At 70.1% G+C, this 23,074-nt stretch carries 23 protein-coding genes and 5 pseudogenes; 14 read left to right on the top strand and 14 right to left on the bottom strand.

Annotation, left to right across the window (positions count from 1 at the left end; genetic code table 11):
• Positions 1 to 26: 26 nt before the first annotated feature.
• The 7 genes and pseudogenes from AAG742_RS10930 to AAG742_RS10900 all read left to right on the top strand — a co-directional run bounded on the left by AAG742_RS10930 (position 27) and on the right by AAG742_RS10900 (position 5,816).
• Positions 27 to 872 (top strand): IS256 family transposase, encoded by an 846-nt coding sequence (locus tag AAG742_RS10930; RefSeq protein WP_343282149.1) that lies wholly within the window; start codon positions 27 to 29, stop codon positions 870 to 872.
• Entirely contained in the window at positions 796 to 2,139 is a 1,344-nt protein-coding gene (locus tag AAG742_RS10925; protein WP_115165526.1) for an IS256-like element ISMlu11 family transposase, read from the top strand. Before AAG742_RS10930 ends, AAG742_RS10925 begins: the two co-directional genes overlap by 77 nt.
• 40 nt (positions 2,140 to 2,179) lie before the next feature.
• Positions 2,180 to 2,722, top strand: a pseudogene (locus AAG742_RS10920) (transposase); the annotation flags it as partial.
• Positions 2,723 to 2,822: 100 nt separating this feature from the next.
• Entirely contained in the window at positions 2,823 to 3,356 is a 534-nt protein-coding gene (locus AAG742_RS10915; RefSeq protein WP_073557464.1) for a GNAT family protein, read from the top strand.
• The gene (locus AAG742_RS10910; RefSeq protein ID WP_248117274.1) at positions 3,353 to 3,970 is read left to right on the top strand and encodes a class I SAM-dependent methyltransferase; all 618 of its coding nucleotides are present in this window, start codon (positions 3,353 to 3,355) and stop codon (positions 3,968 to 3,970) included. Before AAG742_RS10915 ends, AAG742_RS10910 begins: the two co-directional genes overlap by 4 nt.
• 281 nt (positions 3,971 to 4,251) lie before the next feature.
• Positions 4,252 to 4,449: pseudogene (locus tag AAG742_RS10905) on the top strand (IS5/IS1182 family transposase); the annotation flags it as partial.
• 192 nt (positions 4,450 to 4,641) lie between these two features.
• Positions 4,642 to 5,816 (top strand): IS3 family transposase gene (locus tag AAG742_RS10900; RefSeq protein WP_298714772.1). Its coding sequence is split into 2 segments (ribosomal slippage): positions 4,642 to 4,926 and positions 4,929 to 5,816, totalling 1,173 coding nucleotides; the frame shifts between segments, so codons are not numbered across the junction.
• A gap of 185 nt (positions 5,817 to 6,001) precedes the next feature.
• Here the strand turns inward: AAG742_RS10900 and AAG742_RS10895 are convergent.
• The 3 genes from AAG742_RS10895 to AAG742_RS10885 all read right to left on the bottom strand — a co-directional run bounded on the left by AAG742_RS10895 (position 6,002) and on the right by AAG742_RS10885 (position 8,420).
• Complete coding sequence (locus AAG742_RS10895) at positions 6,002 to 6,604, bottom strand: cadmium resistance transporter (protein WP_016997609.1); 603 nt, start codon at positions 6,602 to 6,604, stop codon at positions 6,002 to 6,004.
• Positions 6,601 to 6,960, bottom strand: coding sequence for a metalloregulator ArsR/SmtB family transcription factor (locus AAG742_RS10890; protein WP_017488126.1), 360 nt, complete (start codon positions 6,958 to 6,960; stop codon positions 6,601 to 6,603). Before AAG742_RS10890 ends, AAG742_RS10895 begins: the two co-directional genes overlap by 4 nt.
• A gap of 206 nt (positions 6,961 to 7,166) precedes the next feature.
• Positions 7,167 to 8,420 (bottom strand): IS256 family transposase, encoded by a 1,254-nt coding sequence (locus AAG742_RS10885; protein WP_044658653.1) that lies wholly within the window; start codon positions 8,418 to 8,420, stop codon positions 7,167 to 7,169.
• Between the two features lie 79 nt (positions 8,421 to 8,499).
• Between AAG742_RS10885 and AAG742_RS10880 the strand changes: the two genes are divergently transcribed.
• Positions 8,500 to 9,330 carry a GNAT family N-acetyltransferase gene (locus AAG742_RS10880; RefSeq protein ID WP_248118548.1) on the top strand — a complete coding sequence of 277 codons (831 nt, stop codon included), beginning with the start codon at positions 8,500 to 8,502 and terminating at the stop codon, positions 9,328 to 9,330.
• A 24-nt stretch (positions 9,331 to 9,354) separates the two neighbouring features.
• Here AAG742_RS10880 and AAG742_RS10875 read toward each other — a convergent pair whose 3' ends face one another.
• Complete coding sequence (locus tag AAG742_RS10875; protein WP_298714526.1) at positions 9,355 to 10,230, bottom strand: ArgP/LysG family DNA-binding transcriptional regulator; 876 nt, start codon at positions 10,228 to 10,230, stop codon at positions 9,355 to 9,357.
• Positions 10,231 to 10,301: 71 nt separating this feature from the next.
• On the opposite strand from AAG742_RS10875, the gene lysE reads away from it, so the two are divergent.
• The gene (gene lysE, locus AAG742_RS10870; RefSeq protein ID WP_298714529.1) at positions 10,302 to 10,916 is read left to right on the top strand and encodes an L-lysine exporter; all 615 of its coding nucleotides are present in this window, start codon (positions 10,302 to 10,304) and stop codon (positions 10,914 to 10,916) included.
• Positions 10,917 to 10,949: 33 nt separating this feature from the next.
• On the opposite strand, the gene AAG742_RS10865 is transcribed toward lysE, so the two are convergent.
• The 7 genes from AAG742_RS10865 to AAG742_RS10835 form a co-directional block, all read right to left on the bottom strand.
• Entirely contained in the window at positions 10,950 to 11,537 is a 588-nt protein-coding gene (locus AAG742_RS10865; RefSeq protein WP_298714532.1) for a PIN domain-containing protein, read from the bottom strand.
• Complete coding sequence (locus tag AAG742_RS10860) at positions 11,537 to 12,049, bottom strand: helix-turn-helix domain-containing protein (protein WP_036314943.1); 513 nt, start codon at positions 12,047 to 12,049, stop codon at positions 11,537 to 11,539. The genes AAG742_RS10865 and AAG742_RS10860 overlap by 1 nt, the downstream gene beginning before the upstream one ends.
• 75 nt (positions 12,050 to 12,124) lie before the next feature.
• Entirely contained in the window at positions 12,125 to 12,610 is a 486-nt protein-coding gene (locus tag AAG742_RS10855) for a luciferase family protein (protein WP_298714535.1), read from the bottom strand.
• Positions 12,611 to 12,661: 51 nt separating this feature from the next.
• Positions 12,662 to 13,693: a methionine synthase gene (locus AAG742_RS10850; RefSeq protein WP_298714542.1), complete on the bottom strand. Its 1,032-nt coding sequence runs from the start codon at positions 13,691 to 13,693 to the stop codon at positions 12,662 to 12,664.
• Positions 13,690 to 14,736 carry a putative oxygenase MesX gene (locus AAG742_RS10845; protein ID WP_298714545.1) on the bottom strand — a complete coding sequence of 349 codons (1,047 nt, stop codon included), beginning with the start codon at positions 14,734 to 14,736 and terminating at the stop codon, positions 13,690 to 13,692. Before AAG742_RS10845 ends, AAG742_RS10850 begins: the two co-directional genes overlap by 4 nt.
• Entirely contained in the window at positions 14,733 to 16,043 is a 1,311-nt protein-coding gene (locus AAG742_RS10840) for a cystathionine gamma-synthase (RefSeq protein WP_298714547.1), read from the bottom strand. The genes AAG742_RS10845 and AAG742_RS10840 overlap by 4 nt, the downstream gene beginning before the upstream one ends.
• Before the next feature lies 1 nt (position 16,044).
• The gene (locus AAG742_RS10835) at positions 16,045 to 17,394 is read right to left on the bottom strand and encodes a PLP-dependent transferase (RefSeq protein ID WP_298714551.1); all 1,350 of its coding nucleotides are present in this window, start codon (positions 17,392 to 17,394) and stop codon (positions 16,045 to 16,047) included.
• A gap of 296 nt (positions 17,395 to 17,690) precedes the next feature.
• On the opposite strand from AAG742_RS10835, the gene AAG742_RS10830 reads away from it, so the two are divergent.
• The 5 genes and pseudogenes from AAG742_RS10830 to AAG742_RS10810 form a co-directional block, all read left to right on the top strand.
• Positions 17,691 to 18,419 (top strand): class I SAM-dependent methyltransferase, encoded by a 729-nt coding sequence (locus AAG742_RS10830; RefSeq protein WP_298714555.1) that lies wholly within the window; start codon positions 17,691 to 17,693, stop codon positions 18,417 to 18,419.
• Positions 18,420 to 18,607: 188 nt separating this feature from the next.
• A complete protein-coding gene (locus AAG742_RS10825; protein WP_298714558.1) occupies positions 18,608 to 19,021 on the top strand; it encodes a VOC family protein in 414 nt (137 codons plus the stop codon).
• 79 nt (positions 19,022 to 19,100) lie between these two features.
• Complete coding sequence (locus AAG742_RS10820; RefSeq protein ID WP_298714560.1) at positions 19,101 to 19,613, top strand: GNAT family N-acetyltransferase; 513 nt, start codon at positions 19,101 to 19,103, stop codon at positions 19,611 to 19,613.
• 97 nt (positions 19,614 to 19,710) lie between these two features.
• Positions 19,711 to 20,606, top strand: a pseudogene (locus AAG742_RS10815) (IS5 family transposase).
• A gap of 46 nt (positions 20,607 to 20,652) precedes the next feature.
• Positions 20,653 to 21,006, top strand: a pseudogene (locus AAG742_RS10810) (IS5 family transposase); the annotation flags it as partial.
• A 36-nt stretch (positions 21,007 to 21,042) separates the two neighbouring features.
• Here the strand turns inward: AAG742_RS10810 and AAG742_RS10805 are convergent.
• The 3 genes and pseudogenes from AAG742_RS10805 to AAG742_RS10795 all read right to left on the bottom strand — a co-directional run.
• Positions 21,043 to 21,189, bottom strand: a pseudogene (locus AAG742_RS10805) (IS3 family transposase); the annotation flags it as partial.
• A gap of 108 nt (positions 21,190 to 21,297) precedes the next feature.
• The gene (locus AAG742_RS10800) at positions 21,298 to 21,858 is read right to left on the bottom strand and encodes a nucleotidyl transferase AbiEii/AbiGii toxin family protein (protein WP_343282148.1); all 561 of its coding nucleotides are present in this window, start codon (positions 21,856 to 21,858) and stop codon (positions 21,298 to 21,300) included.
• A 61-nt stretch (positions 21,859 to 21,919) separates the two neighbouring features.
• Positions 21,920 to 23,070, bottom strand: a protein-coding gene (locus AAG742_RS10795) for an IS3 family transposase (protein ID WP_098471310.1) whose coding sequence is annotated in 2 segments (ribosomal slippage) — positions 21,920 to 22,800 and positions 22,800 to 23,070 — 1,152 coding nt in all. Because the reading frame shifts where the segments join, the coding sequence is not laid out codon by codon here.
• Positions 23,071 to 23,074 lie beyond the last annotated feature (4 nt).

Genomic DNA, 23,074 nt, shown 5'->3' with positions numbered 1-23,074 from the left:
CAGCACCCTCGAATGGAGTCATCACGATGACCGCTCCTCATATTCTCGACCCTGCCGGCCTGCTGAGCGAAGCCCTGTCCGAAGCGTCCCCGGACATGATGCGCCACTTGCTGCAGACCATGATCAACACCCTGCTCTCCGCCGATGCAGACGCGGTGGTCGGCGCCGAATGGGGCAAGCCCACCCCGACACGGTCCGCCCAGCGCAACGGGTACCGGCACCGGGACCTGGACACCCGGGTCGGCACGGTCGATGTAGCCATCCCGAAGCTGCGCTCTGGGACGTACTTCCCGGAGTGGCTGCTGGAACGCCGGAAGAGAGCGGAGTCGGCGCTGATCACCGTGGTGGCGGACTGCTACTTGGCCGGGGTGAGTACCCGGCGGATGGACAAGCTGGTCAAGACCCTGGGGATCAATGCCCTCTCCAAGTCCCAGGTCTCCAGGATGGCCGCGGACCTGGATGAACACGTGGAGTCCTTCCGCCACCGGCCCCTGGATGAGGCCGGTCCGTTCACGTTCGTGGCCGCGGACGCGCTGACGATGAAGGTCCGCGAGGGCGGGCGGGTGGTCAACGCGGTGGTGCTGCTGGCTACCGGGGTCAACGGTGACGGCCACCGCGAGGTCCTGGGGATGCGCGTGGCGACCAGTGAGACCGGTGCGGCGTGGAACGAGTTCTTCGCTGACCTCGTGGCCCGGGGCCTGGCCGGGGTCCGCCTGGTCACCAGTGACGCCCATGCCGGGGCGTGTCAGATGGTCTGTGTAAGCCGTACCGAGAGGAACGGTAAGAATCATGACCATGACCGACGAGAAGAACCCAGGCGAGCCCTCGGGCCAGGACCTGGTCGAGCAGCTGAAAGCCTCAGGGCAGCTTGATTCCCTATTCGCGCAGATCGACGCGGGCGGCGTCGAGCTCACCGGTGACGGCGGGTTCGTGCCCGCGCTGGTCAAGGCCGCGCTCGAGCGGGGCCTGCAGGCCGAGCTGACCAGCCATCTGGGCTACGAGAAGGGCTCGAGCGAGGCGCCGAAGCACGCCAACTCCCGCAACGGGACCACCCCGAAGACCGTGGAGTCCGAGGTCGGGCCGATCGAGCTGGACGTCCCGCGAGACCGGGGCGGGTCGTTCACCCCGCGCCTGGTGCCCAAGGGCCAGCGGCGCCTCGGGGGCCTGGATGACATGATCATCAGCCTCTATGCCGGCGGAATGACGATCCGGGACATCCAGCACCACCTGGCCTCCACGATCGGCACGGACCTGTCGCACGAGACGATCTCCAACATCACCGACGCCGTGAGCGAAGAGGTCCTGGCGTGGCAGTCGCGGCCGCTGGAGGAGTTCTATCCGGTGATCTATCTCGACGCAATCCGGATCAAGATCCGAGAGAACAGCCAGGTCCTCAACCGTGCCGCCTACATCGCCGTCGGCGTGGACCTCGAGGGCATCAAGCACGTGCTGGGGATCTGGGTCCAGGACACCGAGGGCTCGGCGTTCTGGGCCCACGTCTGCGCCGATCTCGCCAACCGGGGCGTGCGGGACGTGCTGATCGTGTGCTGCGACGGGCTCAAGGGCCTGCCGGAGGCGATCGAGGCGACGTGGCCGGACTCGATGGTCCAGACCTGCGTGGTTCACCTGATCCGGGCCGCGATGCGGTTCGTGGCCTACCAGGACCGCAAGAAGGTCGCCGCCGCGCTGAAGCCGATCTACACTGCCCCCAACGAAGAGACCGCGAGGAAGGCGCTGGCCGAGTTCGAGGCCTCCGAGCTCGGCACGAAGTACCCGTCTGCAGCCGCGACCTGGGCGAACTCCTGGGAGCGGTTCATCCCGTTCCTGCAGTTCCCACCCATGCTCCGCAAGGTCATCTACACGACCAACAGCATCGAGTCGCTGAACTTCCAGCTACGGAAGGTGACCAAGAACCGCGGCCACTTCCCCTCGACCGAGGCGGCGGTGAAGCTGCTCTGGCTGGCGATCTGCAACATCGAAGACAAACGCGCCGCCGAACGCGCTCGGGACCGGGGCAAACCCGCCGGCCAGCGCAAAGCCCAGGGCCGGCTCGTCGAAGGCCAGGCCGTCACGAACTGGAAGCAGGCCCTCGCCCAGCTCGCCGCGGCCTACCCCGACCGGATCAACCCCTACCTGTGACCACCCCGCTTACACAGACAAGTTGACACGCCCCCATGCCGGGCTCAAGGACGCCATCGCCGCCAACCTGCCCGGCGCCACCTGGCAGCGGTGCCGGACCCACTACGCGGCGAACCTGATGGGCATCACCCCGAAGTCCATGTGGCCGGCGGTGAAGGCCATGCTCCACTCGGTCTACGACCAGCCCGACGCCACGGCGGTGAACGCGCAGTTCGATCGGCTGCTGGACTACGTAAGCGAGAAGCTCCCGGCGGTGGCCGAGCACCTCGGTGATGCCCGGGCGGACATCCTGGCCTTCACGACGTTCCCGAAGGACGTCTGGACGCAGATCTGGTCGAACAACCCGGCCGAGCGGCTCAACCGGGAGATCCGCCGCCGCACCGACGCGGTGGGCATCTTCCCCAACCGGGCGGCCATCGTCAGGCTGGTCGGGGCGGTGCTGGCCGAGCAGACCGACGAATGGGCCGAAGGGCGCCGCTACCTCGGCCTCGAGGTCCTCGCCCGCTGCCGCCTCACCCCCGTCGAGGACACCGGAAGCGAGGTGGGCACCGACACCGACACTGCCCTCGAGCTCAGCGCCTGACAACCCCAACGAAGGATCCAACCGCTACACCACCACAAGGGGCTTGACCCCTGCCCCTCGCTTGACCAGCGCACGGGATCACGGTCGCTACGCTCGATCCATGCCCGTCCGTCTGCGCCCTGCCGTCCTCGACGACGCCGAGGCCCTCGCCGCCCTGGCACGGAGCCAACGCGAGCACTTGGCCCCGTGGGAGCCGGAGCGCCCCACCCACTGGTTCACCGAAGCCGGCCAGCGCGAAGCCCTTGAACAGGCGGAGCACGACCGTGCAGCGGACCGCTCCTACGCGTTCCTCATCACCGACGCGGCGGGCTCGATCTTCGGCCGTCTCACCCTGGCCAGCGTGGTCCGCGGGGCCGGGCAGTTCTGCTCGATCGGCTACTGGGTCGCCCGCGAGGCGGCCGGCCGCGGCGTGGCGACCGCCGCCGTCGGGCAGGCCCTGCAGATCGCCTTCGGCGAGCTCGGACTGCACCGGGTGCAGGCTGAGATCCTGCCCCACAACCATGCGTCGCGTCGGATGCTGCAGCGCCACGGGTTCGAGCGTTACGGCCTGGCCCCGCAGTACCTGAAGATCGCCGGTCGCTGGCAGGATCACGAGCTCTGGCAGGTCCTCGCGCCGGCGGAGGAACAGCGGTGACCCCTGACGACGCCGCCCGGGAAGGACTTCTCACCAGCCGGGCCGCCTATGGCGCCCGCGCGGCCGAGTACACCAAGCAGCTCGGCACCATGGCCTCCGTGGCCGAGGACGACAGGCTGCTGGTCGAAGCCTGGGCCGGCCGGGTGGATGGGGTTCTGGCCGACGTCGGCTGCGGGCCGGCCCATTGGACCGCGCACCTGGCCTCGCTGGGCCATGAGGTAACGGGCATCGAGCCGGTCGAAGAGTTCGTGGCGCACGCGCGCCGAACCCACCCGGAGGTGCGCGTGAAGCCGGGTTCGTTCCAGACCCTGCCCGTAGCCGTCTTCAACGGGATCCTGGGCTGGTACTCAATCATCCACACGCCGCCGGTGGAGATGCCTGCCCTCCTGGAGCGCGCGCACAAGGCGCTGCGCCCTGGCGGGTCACTGCTGCTGGGCTTCTTCGTGTCAGACCAGCTGGAGGCCTTCGACCACGCCGTCACCACGGCGTGGTACTGGCCGGTCGACGAGCTCGCGGGCGTGATGACCGCGGCGAGGTTCACCGTGGTCGACCGCGGCACACGGCAGGACCCGGGGGCCCGCTGGCACGGGTGGATCGAGGCTGTCAGGGACTGAGTCGTCTGGCGCTCTCCGCCCCAAATTTTCCAAGGAACCGTCCTTCGCGATTCGCGTGCGATCTTCACCGCGTCTCGACAGTCAGCCACCACTCCCCCTCGAGCCCCGCAAACGGTCGTTTGTGGCTACGCTTCCACCGGCACGAGACCAGCCCCTCACACTCCGAGCGCCTCGTCCTATCTCCGTCGACGAAGGTCCATCAGCTGTGCGACGGCAAGGGACGCTCCCTGGTCATCGGGGTCGGGCCGGGGTAAGGCAGCGACTCGAAGATGCTCCCGCACCTGCTCGCTGCGGTGCGGGTACCGCGCGAAGGGGTGGGGCGGCCTCGCACCACCCCTGACTCGGTGACGGCGGACAAGGCCCACTCCTCCCGGCCCCACCGCGCCCTGCTGCGCAGTCAAGGGATCATGGCTGTGATCGCCGAGCCTCGCGACCAGCAGGCAAACCGGAAACGTCGTGGTTCCCGCGGCGGGCGCCCGCCGCAGACCGATCCAGGCGGGTACGCCAAGCGCCACGTCATCGAGACCAGCTTCTAGCGGTTTGAAGCGTCCCGGGTGTGATGCCGCTTCCTTTCGAGTTCGAGAGGATGTTGTTCATGCCGAAGGGACTGATGCGCGTGTAGGTGACATACGATCTGTGGTGTTACCACACCGCAGGGAAGGATGTGCACCATGCCCGCCCCCTACCCCCAAGAGTTCCGCGACGACGTCGTCCGCGTCGCCCAGAACCGTGAGCCCGGCACCCATCTGAAAGACATCGCGAAGGACTTCGGGATCAGCTTCTCCTGTCTGACGAACTGGATGCGCCAGGCCGAGATCGAAGCCGGGAACAAGCCCGGCCCCACCAAGGCCGAGGCCGAAGAACTCCGCGCAGCCCGCCGCAGGATCCGGCTGCTCGAGCAGGAGAACGAAGTCCTACGCCGCGCCGCGGCCTACCTCTCCCAGGCGAACCTGCCGTCAAAATGATGTACCCGCTCGTGTCCGAGCTCGCCGCTGACGGTGTCCCCGTGGCGGTGTCCTTGCGGGTCCTCAAGCTCGCCCGCCAGCCCTACTACCGCTGGCGGGACCAGCCCATCACCGTTTCTGAGGTGGAGCAGGCCCACCGGGCCAACGCCCTGCACGCCGCTCACCTGAACGACCCTGAGTTCGGGTACCGGCTGCTGCGGGACGAGGCCGAGGCGGCCGGGGAGCGAATGGCCGCCCGTACTGCCTGGCGGCTCTGCCGCCAGAACGGGTGGCACTCCGCGTTCGGGGCCAAGCGCGGCAAGAACGGGCGCCGGCCTGGCCCTCCCGTGCATGATGACCACGTCCGCCGGGACTTCTCTGCCGAAGCTCCGAACCGGCTGTGGCTGACCGACATCACCGAGCACCCCACCAGTGAGGGCAAGCTCTACCTCTGCGCGATCAAGGATCTCTACGCCGGCAGGATCGTGGGGTACTCCATGGCCGGGCGCATGCAGGCATCCCTGGCCGTGAACGCCCTCGAGCAGGCCGTGGCCCGCCGCGGAGGCACCGACGTGGTGGCCGGGTGCATCGTCCACTCGGACCGCGGCTCGCAGTTCCGCTCGACCCTATTCCAGGACGCCCTCACCGCCCACGGGCTGATCGGGTCCATGGGTCAGGTCGGTGCTGCAGGGGACAACGCGGCCATGGAGTCCTTCTTCGCGTTGCTGCAGAAGAACGTGCTGGACCGACGCGACTGGGACACCCGGGACGAGCTGCGGGCAGGGATCATCACCTGGATCGAGCGGACCTACCACCGCCGCCGCCGGCAGGTGCGCCTGGGCCGATTGACGCCGGTCGAGTACGAGTTGATCATGGACCACACGCCCGCAGACGCGGCGTGACGAAGACTGTCACCTATGGGTGCATCAGTCCCGGCTGTGGCTTCGTTCGCTTGGTGGCGGGGTTTTTGCAGCGCTCCGTGGCGGTCTTGTTGCCGCGATCACGCAGGACTGGCTGCAGGTAGGTGTCGCGGTCTGAACCGAGAGGGGTGCGCCCGGTCGGGGCCGTTTGGATCGCTGCCGCTACGTCAGAGTCCGAAGGCTCCGCCGCTGACGAGGATCACGATGCCGAGGCCGATGAGAACGATGGGGAAGAGGATGTGCTCCCAGCGTTCGAGCACTTCGGCGATCGGGGGGCGGGTGGCGACGAACTTTGCCAGGGCCACCAGGACCGCGACGAGCGCGAGGAAGACGATGCAGTAGGCGACTACCGCGAGAGGTTCCACGCTGAGGAAGACAGGGGTGTAGACGCCGATGTTGTCGCCGCCGTTGGCAAGGGTGACGCCTGCGACTGTCCACACGCCGACCTTCTTGCCGGCAACCTTGGCCTCGTCGTCATCGTCGTCATCGTCTCCGCGCCAGGCCTGCCATGCGGCCCAGAGGCCGAGGCCCAGAGGGATGAGACCGAAGTACGGGATGGCTGCCGAGGGCAGGAATGCTCCGGCGCCGATGGTCACCAGGACCGCGGCACCGAGGATGCCGGCGAATCCGAGGTACTGGCCGGCCAGAATGCGGGCGGTAGTGCCGCGCTGGCCTGCCCCTCGCGCGAAGAAGAGGGAGAGCACGATGATGTCGTCGATGTTGGTCGCTGCGAACAGGCCCATCGCCTGCAAGACCGAGGTGAGGATCATGCGCCCTCCCCAGCTGCGTCGCATCCGGGAAGCGAGCAGGCGGGATCGATGCACGGGGCGTCTTCGTCCACTGCCAGGGTGGCATCGACCAGTGCCGTCAGCGCCTGCGCCAGGTGCGAATCGGCGATCTCATATCGTGTCCGACGACCCTCGGGCTCGGAGACGACGATCCCGCAATCGCGCAGGCATGCCAGGTGGTTGGACACGTTCGGGCGTGTCAGGTCCAGATCTCGGGCCAGTTCCGCCGGGTAAGCGGGATGGTCGAGCAGGGTCAAGATGATCCGGGATCGAGTGGGGTCGGCCAGTGCACGACCCAGGCGGTTCATCACGTCGAGACGCGAAGCAATAGTCATCATGGACTGAACTATACAGCGCGAACTGAACACTCGGTCACAGGCGTCAGCCCAGATCGCATGCCCGTAAGGGGATCCTTCACCGTACGTCGAGCGAGCTCAGTCCTTGTCATTTTCAGAAGTCGACTGCGCTCTCGGGCCCGTCCTCTCGGGGGTGGTGGGTCAAGCCCCTTGTGGTGGTGTAGCGGTTGGATCCTTCGTTGGGGTTGTCAGGCGCTGAGCTCGAGGGCAGTGTCGGTGTCGGTGCCCACCTCGCTTCCGGTGTCCTCGACGGGGGTGAGGCGGCAGCGGGCGAGGACCTCGAGGCCGAGGTAGCGGCGCCCTTCGGCCCATTCGTCGGTCTGCTCGGCCAGCACCGCCCCGACCAGCCTGACGATGGCCGCCCGGTTGGGGAAGATGCCCACCGCGTCGGTGCGGCGGCGGATCTCCCGGTTGAGCCGCTCGGCCGGGTTGTTCGACCAGATCTGCGTCCAGACGTCCTTCGGGAACGTCGTGAAGGCCAGGATGTCCGCCCGGGCATCACCGAGGTGCTCGGCCACCGCCGGGAGCTTCTCGCTTACGTAGTCCAGCAGCCGATCGAACTGCGCGTTCACCGCCGTGGCGTCGGGCTGGTCGTAGACCGAGTGGAGCATGGCCTTCACCGCCGGCCACATGGACTTCGGGGTGATGCCCATCAGGTTCGCCGCGTAGTGGGTCCGGCACCGCTGCCAGGTGGCGCCGGGCAGGTTGGCGGCGATGGCGTCCTTGAGCCCGGCATGGGCGTCACTGGTGACCAGGCGGACCCCGGCCAGGCCCCGGGCCACGAGGTCAGCGAAGAACTCGTTCCACGCCGCACCGGTCTCACTGGTCGCCACGCGCATCCCCAGGACCTCGCGGTGGCCGTCACCGTTGACCCCGGTAGCCAGCAGCACCACCGCGTTGACCACCCGCCCGCCCTCGCGGACCTTCATCGTCAGCGCGTCCGCGGCCACGAACGTGAACGGACCGGCCTCATCCAGGGGCCGGTGGCGGAAGGACTCCACGTGTTCATCCAGGTCCGCGGCCATCCTGGAGACCTGGGACTTGGAGAGGGCATTGATCCCCAGGGTCTTGACCAGCTTGTCCATCCGCCGGGTACTCACCCCGGCCAAGTAGCAGTCCGCCACCACGGTGATCAGCGCCGACTCCGCTCTCTTTCGGCGTTCCAGCAGCCACTCCGGGAAGTACGTCCCAGAGCGCAGCTTCGGGATGGCTACATCGACCGTGCCGACCCGGGTGTCCAGGTCCCGGTGCCGGTACCCGTTGCGCTGGGCGGACCGTGTCGGGGTGGGCTTGCCCCATTCGGCGCCGACCACCGCGTCTGCATCGGCGGAGAGCAGGGTGTTGATCATGGTCTGCAGCAAGTGGCGCATCATGTCCGGGGACGCTTCGGACAGGGCTTCGCTCAGCAGGCCGGCAGGGTCGAGAATATGAGGAGCGGTCATCGTGATGACTCCATTCGAGGGTGCTGTGAGAGGTTCACTCGAAGGATCACACGGTGGCCGCGTCCACGTCTGAGACGACGTGCCCGACCACCGGGCGCTACACCACTATGCGGGACTCAACTACCGCGGACGCGGCCACGGCCGCGCGCTGGCCGAGCGGCTCGTCCTGGGCACCGCCGGCCTCACGCGTTTCGAGACCTGGCCGCTGACGCCGCGGCCGGTGGCCGGGCAACGGGCGCTCACCCCGCCCAACGGCGCCGGCGCGGTGCCCGCCGAGCATCCGGGTGTGCGTCTCGCCCAGTCCTACGGCTTCGCGCTCGTCCAGATCGAGCGGGTGAGCCGGTATGACTTCGCCGATCCGGGGATCGACCCCGCCGTCGCCCTGGGCGAGGCCGAACGCGTCTCGTCGGACTACGAGCTCCACGCCTGGGAAGGCGCGGCCGACGCGGCCCTGCAGGACGACCTCGCCGTCCTCAAGGCCCGCATGGCCACGGACGTGCCCTCCGGGGAACGCACCGTGGTGGAGCAGGTCTGGGATGCGGCCCGCGTGCGTCGCATGGACGAGCAGATCCTGACGACCGGGCGGCTCTTCCGCGCGGTGGCGCGGCACCGTGCCACCGGTCGGATCGTCGCCCTGAGCGAGCTGGTGGCGCCCCGCTCGCGCCCGGACGGGCTGATCGACCAATGGGACACCATCGTGCTGCCCGAGCACCGCGGCCACCGCCTCGGCATGCGCGTGAAGGCGGCGAACCTCATCGCCGTGCGCGACGCGCTGCCCGGGGCCCGCGCGATCATCACGTGGAACGCCGAGGAGAACCGGCACATGCTCGACGTCAACGAGGCGCTGGGCTTCCGGCCTGTGCTGGCCGAGGCGTCCATGGAGGCGTCGGCGCCGCTGCGACGTCGCTGACGGCCCGCGACCCGCGGCGCCGTCTCACCCCGGCTCGAGCGTCCGCTGGGCCGCCTCCCGCACCGCCCGCGTGAGCCGCACCAGGCGCGTCACGGGCAGTGTGGCCGCCTGCCAGTACAGGGGCACGAGGACGTCGTCGAGCCCGGGCACGCGGACCAGCCGGCCGGCGCGCACGTCCTCGACGGCCTGGGCGTCCACGAGCATGCCCCACCCCAGGCCGGCCCGGACGGACCGGTGGAACCCGTCGAACGACGGCGCCAGGTGCGTGGGCGGGGCGACGTCCAGCTCGGCGCCGCTCAGCGCGAGGCGCTGCAGGTCGTCCTTCGCGTTGTAGCGCATCATGGGCATCGCGCCGAGGTCGACGACGTCGCCCGCCGCGTGCCGCGCGAGCAGGGCGGGCGAGGCGAGCGGGACGTAGCGCATGCTCCCCAGCGGCTCCGCCGCGCACCCCTGCACCGGCTGCGGCTCCGTGGTGACGGCGGCCAGCACCTCGCCCCGGCGCAGCAGCCGGGCGCTGTGGTCCTGGTCCTCGACGTGCAGGTCGAGGACCGTGTCATCCCAGTCGGCGGCCTCCGCCAGGACGGGCCCGAACCACGTGCCCAGCACGTCGACGGGCACGGCCAGGGAGGTGACGCTGCGCCCGGCCGCCGTGCGGCCCAGCCCGGCCCACGCCTCCTGTTCGAGCACCCGCATGTGCCGAGCCACGCGCACCAGGCTGACACCGGCCTCGGTCGGCTCGCAGGGTGCGCCGCGCCGGAGCAGCACCTGGCCCACCTCCCGCTCCAGGGCGCGGATGCGCTGACTGACCGCGGAGGCGCTGACGCCGAGCTCGTACGCGGCCGCCTCGAACGAGCCCTCGTCCGCGATCGCACGCAGTGCCTGCAGCTGATCCAGGTTCATGAAGCAGAGCTTAGGCGTCTGGAGTTCTCTTCGTTTGTCTCAGGCCCGGCCGGGCTCTAGCGTCCTCACCCATGTGGACCCTCGCCGGCACCGGCCTGCTCACCGGACTCGCCCTCATCGTCGCCATCGGCGCCCAGAACGCCTTCGTGCTCCGCCAGGGCGTGCGCCGGGAGCATGTGGGCGCCGTCGTGCTGGTGTGCATGGCCTCGGACGCCGTGCTGATCCTGGCCGGCACCGCCGGGGTGGGCGCGCTCGTGCAGGCCGTGCCGTGGCTGCTCGAGGTGCTGCGCTGGGGCGGCGCCCTGTACCTGCTCTGGTTCGCGGTCTCCTCCCTGCGTGCCGCCCTGCGCCCGCAGGGGCTCGTGGCCGAGCAGGCGCCGCGCACCGCGGGTTCGGTCGTCGCCACCACGCTCGCGCTGACCTGGCTCAACCCGCACGTCTACCTGGACACCGTGGTGCTGCTGGGCAGCCTCGCCAACCAGCACGGTCCCGACGCGCGGTGGGTCTTCGCCGCCGGCGCCGTCGCCGCCTCGGTCCTGTGGTTCACCGCGCTCGGCTACGGCGCGCGCCTGTTGGCCCGGGTGCTCGCCGACCCGAAGGCGTGGCGCGTGGTGGACGTGGTGATCGCGGTGGTCATGGCGGTGCTCGCGGTCCGGCTCATCACCGGTTCCGACGTGTGGGGGTGAGTCGGCAGACGCCGGTTCTGGCGTCGGGCTGAATCAAGGTCGCTCAACGTCGACCCGCCAGAGCTGGGCTCGTGCGGCCTCCGCGAACAGGCGTGCACCGCACGGCACCAGCCGTTCCAGGACGTCACTGACGGTCAACGGAGGATTCCGTGTCGCGCCCGCTTGGGCTGCGAGAGCCGTCATCACTCGAGCCGTGTCCAGGTCGAGCTGGTTCATGAAAAACTCGTCCGGACTCTGCACCTCGATGTCGAAGGACTCAACGACCTCCCGCGGGAAGTCCTTCAGATTCGCCGTGACGATCAGGTCAGCACGCCCCTGGATCGCGGTGGCGACCACATGCCGATCATCGGGGTCCGGAAGATCAATCCCGGGCACGAGCTGCTCCCACCCCTCGACCCGCGCGTCGTCGAAGGCGGCGTCCATGACCTCCGCACGGTGACGCGCCGCGCCCGATGCACGCATGTCTGGATGCATCGCTTCCAGTGCGCGCACCGTCTCGTCCAGGATCCGCCCACTCCATACCGGCCGATAGAGGCCCGCCTCGGCCAGATGCAGCAAGGTGTCCGCTTGGGCGATGGGCACGAGGACGCACGCGTCGAGCACCGCGCTGAAGCGAGCCACTACCCGCGCTCACCCCGGAGGTCGGCGCGAGCCTGACGCAACGCCTCGCGGTAGGACTCCGCCTTCTGGTCGTAGAGCCCCGCAGACGAGGCCTCCCCTACGAGGTCGCTCAGCGAGGCACGCCGCTCCCCGCGCTTCCGCTGCTGATAGGACACGACGTCTTGGAGCCGGATGCGTCGGTGCCGACCACCGGTCGTCCTCTCGTACGGCAACGCGCCCTCCTCGAGCAGCCTCACCAGCGTGGGACGACTGATGCCGAGGAAGTTCGCCGCCTCCTGCGTCGTGAGCAGCTGGTCGACGGGTGCCACCGTGATGGCCTTGCCCACCCGCATCGCCTCGACGACGTCCCGCAGGACGTTGAAAGCCTCTGGCGGCAGGGGGACCTTCTGGCCGTCAGGGCCGACCAGGGCGGCCGGCTGCGTCAGGCCGTCGAGGAACCTGCCGACGTCGAGCATCTCCTCGAGGTCCGTCGGCGGCAGCACCGTGTGCTTGTCATTCACCGTCGCAGTCATGGAGCAAGACTACCCGCGAAAACGAAAAATTCGCAGTCCCCTCCCGCCTCCGCTTCCCCGCCCCGGGGCTCTGTGTCAGCCGCGCGCGTAGGCGAGCGACTCCTCGATGATCCCGACGACGACGGCCAGCTCCGCCTCGTCCCGCGGACCGTAGAGCATCCACTCCGTGCCGAAGTCCGCGTAGCCATGCAGTTCGAGCCATCCGAGCTCGGCCAGACGAACGCCGCGCTCGGGCGCCAGGACGAGGTGCACTGACGTGTCGTCCACCCCATGCAGGTGCACCGGCTCCCAGCGCCGGCCTGGTGAGAGGTTGACCTCCGGGGTGCGCTCCTCCGGCCGGCCTGTCAGGTGGACGGCGCGCGACGTTGCTGGCGAGACGGTGCTGTGGCCCTCCTCGACCCCGTCGAGGGCGAACACCGCAGCGGCCAGACGGCCCCACAGCTCCGGCGACGATCGCTGATCAAGCTGTCGGTGGGGCCCCTCGGTCGACGTCGCGGGACGACTGCCCGGCCGGGGATCGTCAGCGGTGAGCCGGACACGGGGGCTCGCATCAGGATCCATGCAGACGATCCTGACGGGGCCCCGCCGGCCAGGCAAGGCCACCAGGCCCCCTCACTCCCCGCCCAGCTCCTCCCGGAGGATCCGCGCACCGGCCACGAGCGCCGCCGTCTTGTCCCGCGCCACCGAGCGAGCCAGCGGCGCCATGCCGCAGTTGGTGCTCGCGATCAGCTTGTCCGCGTCCACGAACTCGAGGGTCTCCCGGAGGGTCGCCGCGACCTCCTCGGGCGTCTCGATCTCGTCGCTCGCCACGTCGATCGCGCCGACCATCACCTTCTTGCCGCGCAGCAGGCCGATGAGCTCCGCCGGCACCCGGGAGTGGTGCCGCTCCAGGGCGATCGTGTCGATCGTGGACTCGCGCAGCAGCGGGAACGACGTCTCGTACTGGCGCCACTCCTCCCCGAGCGTGGCCTTCCAGTCGTTGTTCGCCTTGATCCCGTAGCCGTAGCAGATGTGCACGGCCGTCTCACACGTCAGGCCCTCGGCCGCACGCTCGAGCGTCGCCACGCCCCAGTCGCGGACGTCGTCGAAGAACACGTTGAACGCGGGCTCGTCGAACTGCACGACGTCGACGCCCACCGCCGCCAGCTCCCGCGCCTCCTCGTTGAGGATGCGCGCGAACTCCCACGCGAGCTTCTCGCGGCTGCCGTAGTGGCGGTCGGCGAGGGTGTCGATCATGGTCATCGGCCCGGGCAGGGTCCACTTGATGGGCCGGTCCGTCCGCGCGCGGAGGGCCTTCGCGTCGTCCACGAACACCGACGACGGTCGGCCCACCTCCCCGACGACGGTCGGCACGCTCGCGTCGTACCGGTCGCGGATCCGCACCGTCTCGCGCCGGTCGAAGTCCACACCGCCGAGGTGCTCGATGAACGTGGTGACGAAGTGCTGGCGGGTCTGCTCGCCGTCGCAGACGATGTCGATGCCCGCACGCTCCTGGTCGGCCACGGCGAGGGCGAGCGCGTCGAGCTTGCCCTCGCGCAGCCGCTCCCCCTCGAGCTTCCAGGGCGACCAGAGCGTCTCCTCCTCGGCGAGCCAGCCGGGCTTCGGCAGGCTGCCGACGAGGGCGGTGGGGATCAGGGTGGTCATCGGGTCTCCTCGGTGTCTCGTGCGGCGTGGGCGGCGGCCCAGCGCTCCAGCAGGTCGCGGTGCGGGCCCACGAAGTGCTCCTGCGTGTACTCCCCCTGCTCCCGGCCGAGGCGGGCCCGCTCCTCGCGGTCGTAGGCGATCCGGGTCTGCGAGAAGTCGCCGTGGTCCAGACGCGGCCGGTAGACCTCGCCGGCCCCGGCGTTCGCGTTGTAGATCTCCGGCCGGTAGATCCGCTGGAAGGTCTCCATGGTGGCGATCAGCCCGGCCAGGGAGAGGTTCGCGTGGTCGTTGAGCAGGTCGCCCCGCGAGTAGAACGCCAGCGGCGCCACGGCCCCGCGCGGCAGGAAGCACCGGATCCCCAGGCCCATCCGGCCGAAGTAGCGGTCCGTGCGGGAGGGTTCGTCCTGGCGGTACTCGACCCCGAGCACGGGGTGCTCGTTCGTCAGCCGCCGGTAGGTGCGGCTCGTGGACACGCTGATGCAGATCACGGGGGGCTGCGGGAACCGCTCCCGGTACGCCTGCGAGTCGAGCAGGTGCTGGAACAGCCGCCCGTGCAGGTCGCCGAAGCCGTCGGGCTCCTCGGTCCCCAGCGACGTCGCCGCGTGCGCGGGCAGCACCACGGAGAAGTCGTGGTCGCGGACGTAGGAGGAGAAGTTGTTCCCCACACTGCGGCCGAGCACGGCGCCCGTCGCGCGCTCGATCACCCGCACGTCGAGCATCTCCATGAGCGGGAAGTCGACGTCCGCGCCGTCGTCGGCGGTGAAGTGCACGTCGATCGAGACGATCTCGATCCGTGCCGTGTAGCGGTCCCGCTCCGGGTTGTCCCAGGGGGCGAGGTCGTTGAGGCGCCCGTCGATCATGGCCAGGGCGGCGCGCAGGTTCTCCCGCCGGTCCGCGCCGCGGGCGAGGTTCGCGAAGTTCGTGGTGGCGCGCGTGCTGGCGGCGGGCGTGTAGTCCTCGTCGAACGGCGTGGTGTGGATGCTGAACGTCAGGTCGTCCACGCGGGTGGGCGCGGTGCTCGGGACAAGGGTGGCGTGGCTCATCGGGTCCTCTCCGGGGTGCGGGCGCGGGTGGTGCGGTGGTGGGCGGTGGCGGGACGGGGCACCGCGGACGACGACGGCGCCCCGCGGCCGGCGGCGACGCGTGCGGCGCACTCGAGGCCGGCCTCGAGGTCCGCCTGCAGGTCGGCCACGTCCTCGATGCCGACGGAGAGCCGAACCAGGTCCGTGGGGACGGCCAGGGGCGTGCCCCGCACGGAGGCGTGGGTCATCTCGGAGGAGTAGCAGAGCAGCGATTCGACCCCGCCGAGGCTGACCGAGAGCGCGAACAGCTCGGTGGCCTCGGCGAACGCGCGGGCCGCGGCCTCTCCCCCGGCCAGCCGGACGGAGACGATGCCGCCGAAGCCGTCCATCTGCCGCGCGGCGAGCGCGTGGCCCGGGTGGTCGGGCAGCCCGGGGTAGAAGACCTGGGCGACCTCGGGGCGGCCCTGCAGCCAGCCCGCGAGCGAGGCGGCGTTGGCGCCGTGCCGGTCCATGCGCAGACCGAGCGTCTTGAGGCCGCGGGCGGCGAGGTAGGAGTCCTGCGGGCCGGCGACCGCACCGGCGGCGAACTGCTGGTAGGCCACCGCCTCGGCCAGCGCCCGGCCGCGGAACTCGCGGTCGGCCACCACCACGGCGCCGCCGAGCACGTCCGAGTGCCCGCCGATGTACTTGGTGGTGGAGTGCACCACGACGTCCGCGCCGAGGTCGAGGGGCCGCTGGAGGTAGGGCGAGGCGAACGTGTTGTCCACGACCAGCAGCGCGCCGGCGTCGTGGGCGATCTGCGCCCAGGCGGCCAGGTCCGCGATGCCGAGCAGCGGGTTGGACGGCGTCTCCACCCACAGCAGCGCGGTGCGGCCGGGGCGGACGGCCGCGGCGACCGCCGTCGGGTCGGTGATGTCCACGGGGGTGTTGGACACGCCCCACGGCTCGAGGACGGTGGTGATGAGGCGGTGGGTGCCGCCGTAGCCGTCACCGCCCAGCACGATGTGGTCGCCGGGGCGCAGCACGGCCCGCAGGAGGGCGTCCTCGGCGGCGAGCCCGGAGGCGAACGCGAACGCCCGGTCGCCGTGCTCGAGGGCGGCGAGCTGGGTCTCGAAGCCGTTCCGGGTCGGGTTGGAGCCGCGGCTGTACTCGTGCCCGGCGCGCAGCACGTTGATGCCGTCCTGCACGAAGGTGCTGGTCTGGTAGATCGGCGGCACCACGGCGCCGGTCAGCGGGTCGGGCTCCTGCCCGGCGTGCACGGCGGTGGTGGTGAAGCCGCGGACGGCGGGACGGGAGACGGAGCGGGTGGTGTGGTGGACGGCGGTCATCTCAGCGCACCTCCTGGGTGACGGCGGCGGTCTCGGGGACGGCGGGCGTGGCGGCGGGGACGGCCGGCCCGGCGGCGGTCACCACGGCCAGGGCACGGTCCAGGTCCGCGATCAGGTCGTCGGGACACTCCAGCCCGATGGAGAGCCGGACGGTGGTCTCGGCGATCCCGGCGGCCTCGCGCTGCTGCCGCGTCAGGCGACAGTGCGTCATGGTCGCCGGGTGGGAGACGAGGGAGCGGGCGTCGCCGACGTTGACCACCAGCTGGAACAGCTCGAGCGCGTCGAGGAACGGGGCCACGGCCTCGGGGCCGCAGGCCAGGTCGAAGGAGAACACCGAGCCGACGCCGTCCGGGAAGTCGCGGGCGGCCAGCGCCGCGCTGGAATGCCCGGCCACGCCGGGGTGGTGCACCCGCGCGACGGCGGGGTGCCCGGCCAGGTGTTCGGCCACGGCCAGGGCGGTGGCGGTGTGGCGGGCCACGCGCAGGTCGAGGGTCTCGAGCCCCTGGATGAACTGCGCCGCGCTCGCGGGGGCGAGGGTGGGGCCGAGGTCGTGCAGGAACTTGCTGCGGGCCAGCGTCAGGTAGGCGCCGCGGCCGTGCCGCTCGACCAGCGTCTGCCCGCCGTAGCGGGCCTTGGGCCGGGCCAGCTGCGGCCACCGGTCGGGCGCCGCGCCGTAGTCGAACGTGCCGCCGTCCACGATCGCGCCGCCGAGCACCGCGCCGTGCCCGCCGAGGAACTTGGTGGCCGAGTGCACGACGACGTCGGCGCCGTGCTCCAGCGGCCGGTAGAGGGCCGGCGTCGCGAGGGTGCTGTCCACCACCACGGGCACCCCGGCCGCGTGGGCGAGGTCCGCGAGCGCGGGCAGGTCCGGGAGGGTGGCGAGCGGGTTGGTGATGGCCTCGAGGAAGAACGCGCGGGTGTCGGGCCGGACCGCGGCCGCCCACGCGGGCGGGTCCGCCGGGTCCGCGAAGGTGACCTCGATGCCGAAGTCCGCGAACGTGTCCGTCAGCAGGTCGACGGTGCCCCCGTACAGCTGGCTGGAGGCGACCAGGTGCTTGCCGCCCTGCAGCAGCGCCAGCAGGGACAGCGCGACGGCGGCCTGGCCGGTGGCCGTGGCGATCGCACCGATGCCGCCCTCCAGCGCGGCGAGGCGGTTCTCGAACACCGCGACGGTCGGGTTGCCCGTGCGGCTGTAGGTGAAGCCGGGGGTCTCGAGCCGGAACATCGATGCCGCCGTGGCGTGGTCCGGGAAACGGAACGCCGTGGTCTGGTGGATGGGCGGGACGACCGGCCGGTGGGGCGCGGCGGGCTCGTAGCCGGCGTGGACTTGCTGTGTGGCGTGACGGGGCATCTGCTCTCCTCCATCGGTCCTGGCGGTAGCACCGGGCCTGCCGTTCCCGGGGGTCCGGGTCCGGCGGGCGGGTTGCTGCGGCGTCGTCGAGCCAGATCTCTCGGCCGCTCTGGATGGGTGGTGAGCCCATTCCCACGCGGTGGGCCGCCGCAAGTCCAGCGGGCGGCCGGCTCGCGCGTCATATGAGCCGCCCCCGCGCCATCCAGGACCGGCCGGAGCCTCTCCGGGGCGCGGCGGGCCGTGGCAGACCCGTGTGACGGACTGGCGTGGAGGGGGGGTGTGTCAGACTCCCGGGCATGACGCAGAGCACACCGGACGGACCGGCCATGGAGCTGCCCGACTTCCGTCCCTCAGGCAACCAGGGCGTGGACCCGGCGCTGTACGAGATCGAGAACGCGGCCATGGACCGTGAGGGCGCCCTCTGGGCGGCGCTGCAGGAGGCGGCGCCTTGGGCCGGGCGGACGCTGCTCGACCTCGGTGCGGGCACCGGCTTCTGGCTGCCCCGCTACGCCGACGCGGCCGAGACGATCGCCGTCGAGCCGGACGCGCGCCTGCTGGGGGCCGCCCGCGCCCGCCCCGGCGGGGCTCGCGTGCTGTACGGCTCGACCGAGCGGATCCCGCTGCCGGAGGCGAGCGTCGACGTCGTGCATGCCCGGTTCGCGTACTTCTTCCCGCACCCGCGCTGGGACGTCCGACCCGGCCTGGACGAGGTCACCCGGGTGCTGCGGCCCGGCGGCGCACTCGTGGTGATCGACAACGACACCGAGCGCGGCCAGTTCGCCGAGCTGCTGCGGGCGAGCACGAACGCCGCGGCGCAGGGCGAGGACACGTACGCGCGCGAGTGGTGGGCCGGCGTCGGGGCCGAGACCCGCGAAGTCATGAGCTCGTGGACCTTCGACTCCCGCGCCGACCTCGAGGCCGTCCTGCGGCTGGAGTTCGAGCGAGGGGTCGCCGAAGCGTGGCTCGCCGAGCACCCCGCAGCGACGTCACTGAGCTACGGCTACCTGCTCCACGTGTGGCGGTGAGCACGGACCCGCGTCGTCAGACGCCTGCCCCCCGCGGCCCTGACACTGGGACGCCCCCGCCGCCGGAAGGACGGGCGCGGTGGCTGGTCGCCGTCGGGCCGGCCGCGCGGTGGGTGGATGCGGGGCGCGACGACGTCGACTGAGGCCGAGACGCTGACGCGGACACCGAGGTCACTTAATGTGTGGCCATGGTCACCCGCCCTGTGCTCCAGCAGCCGGTGATCGACGCCGTCGACATCCGTTCCGTCGCGGAGTTCTACCGCGAACTCCTCGGCCTCCACTACCGCGCGGGCGACGAGCTCGCGGACGGCCGCGAGCCGGACAGCGCGGCCTGGCTCGTGCTGCTGGACGACGACGGCCGCCGCGTCCTGACATTCCAGCGCACCGATGAACTGCAGCCCAGCACGTGGCCGTCACCCGAGGTGCCGATGCAGCTGCACCTGGATTTCACCGTGCCGGACCGCGATTCCCTCGACGCGGCCCACGACCACGCGCTGCGCCTGGGCGGGCGCCTCGTCCTGGACCGCTCCGACGACGAGGACGAGCCCCTGTACGTGTTCGCGGACCCGGCCGGCCACCCCTTCTGCGTCTTCGTGGGGTGAGCGCGGCAGACCGCGGGGGCGGTTTCACGCACATGTCGAAGACAAGAAGCCGGTTCAGTGCCGTCGGTAAGGTCGTCGGGTGATCCCGCAACCCACAGCCCGACTCACGTTCCGGTGCATGACCGACGCTGACCTCGACGACATGTGCAGGCTCCTCGGAGACGCGCAGGTCATGCGCTACTACCCGCGGGCCAAGTCGCGCGATGAGGTGCAGCGGTGGATCACCTGGTCGAAGGACAACTACGCCAAGCATGGGTTCGGCCTGTGGGTCATCGAACACCGGGCCACCGGCGACTTCATCGGTGACTGCGGCCTGACCTGGCAGAACGTCGACGGCCAAGAGGTCCTCGAGGTCGGCTACCACGTCCTGCCCGAACACCAGGGACAGGGACTGGCAACCGAGGGGGCCTCTGCCTGCCTGCGATACGGGTTCGAGACCCTGGACGCAACGATGGTCACCGCGATCATCAACCCCGACAACACGGCTTCCCGTCGCGTGGCCGAACGAATCGGCATGACCGTGTGGAAGAGCACGCGTGATCCCAGGGGAGCGCCGATCGTGGTCTACAGCAGCCACGGCCACGAGGCATGACGCACTGAACTGCCGCAATGGGTGCGTTCCCATTGAGCAGACATGCCCTAGGGCGTGTCTGAGAATGAATCCAGGGCCAGCTGGCACCCTGGAAGGCATGTCCCGCTTCCAGACGCTGTCCGATGCCCAGTGGGAACTGATCGCCCCGATGCTCCCGACCCGGACCGGCCGCGCCGGCAGGCCGTTCGCCGACGCCCGCACCATGGTGGAGGCGATCATCTACCGATACAGGTGCTTCGATCCCCTGGAGGGACCTGCCCGAGGTCTACAGGCCCTGGCAGACCGTATGGACGTGGCATCGGCGCATGGCCGAAGAAGGCACCTGGGACACGGTGCTGGAGACGCTGACCGCTGCCGCGGACGCCGAAGGCCTGATCGATTGGTCGGTCTCGGTGGACTCCACGATCGCCCGCGCACATCAGCACGCGACGACCATCACCCGCCACACAGGGGGATGGATCGAACTACAAGAATCCGCATGAGGAGCCGGCCGATCACGGCATCGGGCGCTCCCGTGGCGGGCTGAGCACGAAGATCCATCAGCGCCTCGACGGGACCGGGCTGCCGCTGGTCAGCCTGATCACCCCAGGCCAAGCAGGGGACTCCCCGATGCTGCTTCCTCTTCTGGAGCAGCTGCGCGTGACCCGGCCAGTAGGGCGGCCCCGGACTCGCCCCGAGGCCGTGCTGGGCGACAAGGCGTACTCCTCCCGGGCGATCCGCACCCACCTACGTGCCCGTGGGATCAAAGCGGTCATCCCCGAACCGGCCGACCAGCAGGGCCACCGCAGACGGCGCGGTGCCCGCGGCGGGCGCCCCGTCGGCCTCGACGCGGACGCCTACAAGGGCCGCAACGTCATCGAGCGCCAGTACGCGCACCTGAAGCAATGGCGGGGCCTGGCGACCCGGTACGACAAGTACGCGATCGTCTACCGCGCCGCCGTGGTGTTGAACGCTGTGCTCGCGTGGTCCAAACGATTGTCAGACATGCCCTAGGGCGTGTCTGAGAATAGATGCACGAGTCAGCTGAGACCCTGGGGACATGTCCCGGTTCCAGATGCTCTCCGACGCCCAATGGGAGTTGATCGCCCCGATGCTCCCGACCCGGACCGGCCGCGCCGGCAGGCCGTTCGCCGACGCCCGCGCCATGGTGGAGGCGATCATCTACCGGTACCGGTGCGGAATCGCTTGGAGGGATCTGCCCGAGGTCTACGGGCCCTGGCAGACCGTGTGGACCTGGCATCGGCGCTTGGCCGAAAAAGGCACCTGGGACACGGTGCTGGCCACGCTGACCGCCGCCGCTGACGCCGAAGGCCTGATCGATTGGTCGGTCTCGGTGGACTCCACGATCGCCCGCGCCCACCAGCACGCGACGAACATCACCCGCCACACAGGGGGATGGGACTGCTGCACGAATGGGTGACAGGTTGGGTCAGGCTGCCTGAGTGGCAGGTGTGGTCATGATGGTCTCGTACTCGACGGGGGTCAATCGGCCGAGGGCTGCTTGTCTGCGGCGGCGGTGGTAGGTCCGTTCGGTCCAGGTCACGATGGCGATCCGGAGTTCTTGGCGGCTGGCCCAACCTGTCACCCATTCGTGCAGCAGTCCCGACTCCTTGTTGACACCGTAGAGGCCGCCCCCAGCCCTCCGAGTGTTTGGTGCACGTTGTGCGCGGCGCCAGAGGATTTGTCAGTTCCAGGCCAGCTGGATGGAGTCCCAGGTTCCTTTGGCGAGATCTCCATTTAGTACCGGGTCCAGGAGGCGCTGGGCCAGGGCAGCAGCTGTATCGATGGCCTGGTGATTGGCGCAAGCGGGGATAGTGCGGGCCATTTTGGTATAGCTGGGTCCCCAAGCGGTGGGAATGGTGAAGTGGGTAAAAAGCTCGAGGCGGCGGCGTCGACGTTCGATGTCGATGGCTGCAGCAAGGGATGCGGCGTCAAGGGAGTAGGTGGTGGCGATGACGACGAGATCCACGAGGTCTTTCTCTCGAGAGGAGGGAGCGCCGTTGTAGGTGGCCATGGTGGCGCAGACCTTGTCGGCGATCTGGTCCACGATCGGGTAGAGCCGGTAGTCGGTGGTTACCAAGCGGGGTAGGTGGAGACGGTTGGCCGGGGCGGTGGTCTCGATGGGCGCGGTGACTCCGGCGCCGATGGCCAGGTCCACGTGGAATGAGGGGAGTTCTCTAGCGCCCAGGTAGGGGATGAACGTGACCCGGTAGCCGTCTGTGTAGGGCTGGGCCTGTCCTTCCACGGCGCTGACATGGCTGTCGTAGACGAAGCGGAAGTGATCCCCCAGGTCTGAGCCGCCCCCTTCATTCGGTCCGGACGTTCTGTGAGTCGTCGGTTTCCATTTGATGGGTGCACTGCCGAGCGTACTCGGCTGGGGTTAGGTAGCCGAGCGAGGAGTGCCGGCGGTGGTGGTTGTACTCGTCCTTCCAGTCGCCGATGATGACCTGTGCGTGCAGCAGTGAGTAGAAGCTGTTGATGTTGAGGCACTCGTCGCGGATCCGGCTGTTGAACGACTCGACGTACCCGTTGCGCCACGGCGAGCCCGGAGGGATGTAGGACAGGCCGGTGCGGGTGCCGGCCCAGTCGGCCATCGCCTCGCTGATGAACTCCGGCCCGTTGTCCGACCTGAGCACCGCCGGGGCGCCCCGGGCGGCGACGAGGTCCTCGAGGTGGGCGGTGAGTCGGTCGGCGGTAATCGAGCGCTCCACGAGGCCGCCGATGCACTCCCGGGTGTGTTCGTCGACGATCGAGCAGATCTTGATCGGTCGTCCGTGCTCGTCGGCGTCGAACTGGAAGTCCACCGCCCACACCACGTTCGGCGCGTCCGCCGTCGGCGCGTCGACGGTCGAGGACCCGACGCGCTTGCGTCGACGCCGCTGCGGGACCCGGAGCCCTTCGTCACGCCACAGGCGTTGGATCTTCTTGTGGTTCACCACCCACCCCTCGGCGCGGGCGTCGTGATACGCCCGCCGATACCCGTAGCGGGGATGGTCCTTCGCCCAGGCGCGCAGCCACTCCCTGAGCGCCCGATCCGGGTCCGCGACCGTGTCGCCCTTGAGCGGTCGCCGGTACGCGGAGCGGCTCAGCCCGACCAGACGGCACGCCATCCGTTCGCTCACCCGCAACTTGCGCTTGAGGTGATCGACGGCGGCGCGGCGCCTGTCCGGGCTTAGAAGTTTCCCTCAGCCAGCTCCTTGAGCGCGGCCTTCTCCAGCTCCGCTTCCGCGAGCAGACGCTTCAGGGTCGCGTTCTGCTTCTCCAGCTCCTTCAGGCGCTTTGCATCGTCGGCCTTGAGGCCGCCGTACTGGTTCCGCCACCGGTAGTACGTCTGCTCGGACACCCCGAGCTCCCGGCACACCGCCGCGACGTCCTGACCATCGGCGAGCATCCTGTCGGCCTGCCCGAGCTTACGGACGACCTGCTCGGGGGTGTGACGCTTCCTGCTGTTCGTCATGATC

The sequence above is a fragment of the Micrococcus sp. 2A genome (genome assembly GCF_039519235.1).
Taxonomy (GTDB): domain Bacteria; phylum Actinomycetota; class Actinomycetes; order Actinomycetales; family Micrococcaceae; genus Micrococcus.
This window is presented reverse-complemented; position numbering and strand designations above follow the sequence as displayed.